Annotated in this window: 4 protein-coding genes and 2 pseudogenes; all 6 read right to left on the minus strand. The window is 64.0% G+C overall.

Features of this window, described 5'->3' with window-relative positions:
• Positions 1-596: pseudogene (locus YO9_RS0114455) on the minus strand (flavoprotein); the annotation flags it as partial.
• A 50-nt stretch (positions 597-646) separates the two neighbouring features.
• Positions 647-1,090: a DNA-directed RNA polymerase subunit omega gene (gene rpoZ / locus YO9_RS0114460; RefSeq protein WP_016998133.1), complete on the minus strand. Its 444-nt coding sequence runs from the start codon at positions 1,088-1,090 to the stop codon at positions 647-649.
• Between the two features lie 80 nt (positions 1,091-1,170).
• Positions 1,171-1,746, minus strand: coding sequence for a guanylate kinase (gmk, locus tag YO9_RS0114465; RefSeq protein ID WP_016998134.1), 576 nt, complete (start codon positions 1,744-1,746; stop codon positions 1,171-1,173).
• A 142-nt stretch (positions 1,747-1,888) separates the two neighbouring features.
• Positions 1,889-2,202: pseudogene (mihF, locus tag YO9_RS0114470) on the minus strand (integration host factor, actinobacterial type).
• A gap of 171 nt (positions 2,203-2,373) precedes the next feature.
• A complete protein-coding gene (gene pyrF, locus YO9_RS0114475; RefSeq protein WP_016998135.1) occupies positions 2,374-3,282 on the minus strand; it encodes an orotidine-5'-phosphate decarboxylase in 909 nt (302 codons plus the stop codon).
• 111 nt (positions 3,283-3,393) lie between these two features.
• On the minus strand, positions 3,394-4,730 hold a 1,337-nt coding region (locus YO9_RS0114480; protein WP_016998136.1), incomplete at its 5' end, for an ATP-binding protein.

Below are 4,730 nucleotides of genomic sequence, written 5' to 3' on the forward strand. Positions count from 1 at the left end.
CTCGCGGGTTCCCCCCGCCGTGATCAGCACGCGACGGCCGGCCAGCGCGCCCGACGACGCCGCTGCGGTACCTTCCGCGAAAACGGCCAGTGCGGCGTCGTAAATTCTTTGGGGCTCGGGAAGCCGGCCGGGGCCGCTGTCCTTGCCCGTGAGTCGACCGGAATCCGGGTCGATCACCGTGTGGCCGTGCTCACGCAACAGCGCCACGTTGCGTCGGGTGGCGGGGTTGAGCACATCTCCGTGTGCATGGCCGGAGCCAAGACCACTGGCGCCCGCGAAGCCAGCACCGTGGTGGTCAACAAGTCGTCTGCCAGACCATGCGCGATCTTGGCCATGAGGTCTGCCGTGGCCGGAGCAATGACCACCAGGTCCGCCTGCTGACCCTGCGAGACGTGATTGACCGTGTCCACGCGATCGAAGACCGAGGTGGAAACCGGCTCCCCCGTGAGTGCTTCCCACGTGGGGGCACCCACGAATTCGAGGGCGGCCGCCGTGGGCATCGGAACCACGTGGTGGCCCGCCTCGGTGAACAAACGCGTGAGCAGGGCGGCCTTATATGCGGCAATACCCCCGCCCACGCCCAGGACCACGCGCAACGGCGCGGTCGACTGGGAGGTAGCGGGGGTATCCGAAGGGTGCGGAACCGTCACTTCTCGGTGGGTTCCTCGGTCTCGACGACCTCCTCGACCTCGACGACCTCTTCCGGGGCCACCTCGGCGCTGTCGGAGAACATGGGCGCGGAGGCCTCGTCGGTTCCCTGGGCGAAGAAGTCGCCGCTGAAGACGTCAGCGGAAGCTGCTTCCTCGGTGACGAGCTGGCCGTTGGCGGAGAACCCGGCGTGATCGACCTCGGTGGTCTCGATCAGGTCCTCGTCGATCTCGCGGAACGCGATGGACAGCGGCTTCTCATTGAGCTGGGTGTCCACGAGCGGTCCCACGTACTCGAACAGGCCCTCGTGCAACTGCGAGTAGTACGCGTTGATCTGACGGGCACGACGAGCACCGAAGATGACCAGCCCGTACTTGGAATCGGTCTTGCCGAGCAACCGGTCGATGGGCGGGTTGACGATGCCTTCGTAATCTGTGCTCACGAGTGAATGACTCCTGTCATGGACTTCTTGGTAATGGGTAGGCTCCTGGCCGTGCGGGCTGGGTGCGTGGTGTTCAGCGGTCAGTCCCGCTGCTGGGCGGGCAACCCCATGAGCTCTACAAGTTCTGCGGCGGCGCGTTCCACGCTGTCATTGATCACCGTGTGATCGAATTCTGGTTGCGCCGCAAGCTCTACTTTAGCTGTTTCCAGCCGTCGCTGCTGCTGCTCCGGTGTTTCCGTCCCGCGACCGACCAATCGTGCCACCATTTCATCCCAACTGGGCGGGGCCAAAAACACGAACTGGGCGGTGGGCAACGTACGCTTGATCTCGCGCGCGCCCTGGAGATCGATCTCCAACAACACGCTTCTTCCCTGGGCCAAGGCCTCCTCCACTTTCTGTCGGGGCGTGCCGTAGCGGTGCGAATTGTGCACCACGGCCCACTCGAGCAGATCGTTGTCGGAGACCATGGAATCGAACTGGTCGTCGGAGACGAAGAAGTAGTGGACGCCGTCCACCTCTCCAGGACGAGCCGCGCGCGTGGTGGCCGACACGGACAGCCACACCTGCGGATAGTGATCGCGGATGTACGTGGACACCGTGCCCTTACCGACCGCCGTGGGTCCAGCCAGCACGGTGACGGTGGGTTTGACGGGCACGTGGACCTCCGGAAAATGAAGTGGCGGAACAGGTGAAAACCTGTTCCGCCACTGTACCAACGGGACGATCGGTGGGATCAATCAGCTGCGTTCACAACAGTGTGCCGCTGCTCACCGAAGGCCCGAAAGCCTGGATCGCGACTTACCGGTCAAGGTAGTCAATCAATGCGCGTCGCTGGTGCTGACCCAAGCCACGTACCGTCGGGTTCGTGCGATACCGATCTGGTCCATGATGGCCGCAGATCGGACCTTGCCGATTCCGGGGGTGGCTTCGAGCAGATCCGTGACCTTGAGTCGGCTCACGGCTTCATCAGTCTCGCCGCGTTGCAGAACCTCGGCCACCGTCATGGTGCCCTCGCGCAGTGCTTTCTTCACCTCCGCCCGCACTGTTCGCGCTGCGGTCGCCTTCTCACGTGCCCGCGCTCGCTCTTCATCTGTCAAAGGACGTAATGCCATATGGATCTCTCTCCTCTGGTTGCTCTGCGTGCGCTCCCACACGCCTGCAGTAGCGGATCTGGGGGGTAGCCGCTATCGGAAAAGTACCCGACATTAATAAGGGCGTAAACACCACGAATAGCCCCTGATCAGGGATTTCTATGGTGTTTACGCCACTTTCAGAGAAGCGATTCAGCCGTATAGAGCAGCGCTAAGTTCATCACCGGATCGTTGCATTGCTGAACGCAATGCGGAAACGTCCGGACCGTGGCGTAAGACACCCCGGGATGAATTAGCAAGAACATTCCCGCTGACTTGGTCAAACACTCCGGCAACCGCGCGGGCATCGGCCCCCTGAGCGCCGTAACCCGGCGAAAGGATGGGTCCATTGAAGCCGCGAAGGTTTATCTCCAGTTGTGAGAGGGCATCGGATACGGTAGCGCCGATAACCACTCCACAGGACCCCAAAGTGTTATTTTTTACATTTATAACGATTTGGTCACGATTTTCCTGTGGAGCCCTCTCGTCACGGTTCTCTGTGACGCCCGACACGCTATTTCCCGAAGCGACAGCGGTATCACGAAGGTTTTCGTGCTGCACGGCATTCAGGATTGTCTTGGCCACCGATTCATAGCCACCCACGTGTTGCACACTGGCGCCCTCGGGATTCGATGTCAGGGCCAGCACGAAGGTGCCCCGGCCCGTCTCGTGCGCAAGGTCCAGGGCCGGTCGCAGGGACTCGAAACCGAGATACGGACTCAGTGTCACGGAGTCCGCCGCGAGCGGTGAGTCGTCCGAAAGCCACGCCGTGGCGTAGGCGGCCATCGTCGAGCCGATGTCGCCTCGCTTGGCGTCCGCAATGCTCAGCACACCGGCCTCGCGGGATTCCTTCAAGACTCGTTCGAGCACCGCCATACCGGCCGAACCGAACGCTTCGTAGAGCGCGACCTGAGGCTTCACGGTGGCCGCGTGCCCCTCGGCTGCCTCGACCACGGTCAAGGAGAACTTCTCCAGCCCCGCCACGGTGTACGGCAGACCCCACGCGTCCAACAGCGCGGGGTGCGGGTCGATGCCCACGCACAGCGGACCGTGGGTCAGCATGGCCTCGCGCAGTCTCGTACCGAACGGGGTGCGGCGGGCCCCCGACGTTCCGGAGGCCCCGGCAGCGGGTGACGACGCCGCGGCGGCGTCACCGCACGGAACGTGCCCTGATCAGCCACGCGAGTCCTCCGCGAGAACGGCCTCACGCAGGTTCTTCTCGTGCACCTGAAGGCTGTTGACCGACCATGAGTACTGCCGCTGGGCCGTAATGGCCTGCAGGGCGGCACCGAGCTCGGACACCGTGGTCATGATCGGCACGCCGATGGAGGTGGCCGCAGCACGGATCTGGTAGCCGTCACTGCGGGCCTTCTGGCCACCGGAGGGCGTGTTGAAGATCAGGTCGATCTTGCCGTCGGTGATCCAATCGGCCACGGAATCCTCCCCCTCGGGGGCGTCCGTGATCTTGGAGACCACGGTGGACTCAATGCCGTTGCGGCGCAGGACATCCGCGGTGCCACCCGTGGAGACGATCTCGAACCCGAGGTTGGAAAACATCTTCACGTAGATGACCGCCGAGCGCTTGTCCTTGTTGGCCACGGAGACGAACAAGCGGCCGGAGGTCGGCAGCGGTCCACCCACGGCGGCCTGAGCCTTGGCGAACGCGGTGTCGAAGTACTTGTCGATACCCATGACCTCACCGGTCGAACGCATCTCCGGGCCCAGCAGCGAATCCACCACGGAACCCTCAGCGGTACGGAACCGTGCGAAGGGCAGCACGGCCTCCTTCACGGCGACCGGCGTGTTCACCGGAAGATCGGCGCCGTCGTACTTGGACGGCAGCACGCCCTCGGCACGCAACTGAGCGATGGTGCGACCAGTGCCCATGAGTGCCGCGGCCTTGGCCAGCTGAACACCGGTGGCCTTGGACACGAACGGCACGGTGCGCGACGCGCGCGGATTGGCCTCGATCACGTACAGGATGTTGGAGGCCAGAGCGAACTGGATGTTGATCAGGCCGTTGACGCCCACGCCGCGGGCAATGTCCGCCGTGGCTTCGCGGACGCGCTGCACGACCTCGGGGCCGAGCGTGACCGGCGGGAGCACACACGCGGAGTCACCGGAGTGAATACCGGCCTCCTCGATGTGCTCCATCACGCCGCCCACGTAGACCTCCTTGCCGTCGAAGAGCGCATCCACGTCGATCTCGATGGCATCTTCCAGGAACTTGTCGATCAGCGCGGGACGGTTGCTGCTGACCTCGGTGGCGTTCTCGAGATAGCGGCGCAGGGAGTCCTCGTCGTAGACGATCTCCATGCCGCGGCCACCGAGCACGTACGAGGGGCGCACGAGCACGGGGTATCCGATGTCGTTGGCGATCAGGCTGGCCTCTTCGAACGTGGAGGCGGTGCCGTTCTTGGGCTGGCGCAGTCCGGCGTGGTGGAGGACGCGGGCGAACTCGCCGCGGTCCTCGGCCAGGTCGATCGCCTCCGGGGTGGTACCCAGGATGG

Source organism: Kocuria atrinae C3-8 (assembly GCF_000286355.1).
GTDB lineage: Bacteria > Actinomycetota > Actinomycetes > Actinomycetales > Micrococcaceae > Kocuria > Kocuria atrinae_A.

What these genes read in the sequence shown, in the direction of transcription:
- pyrF (WP_016998135.1), bottom strand. Translation starts at nt 3,282, where the DNA reads ATGCTGACCCACGGTCCGCTGTGCGTGGGCATCGACCCGCACCCCGCG.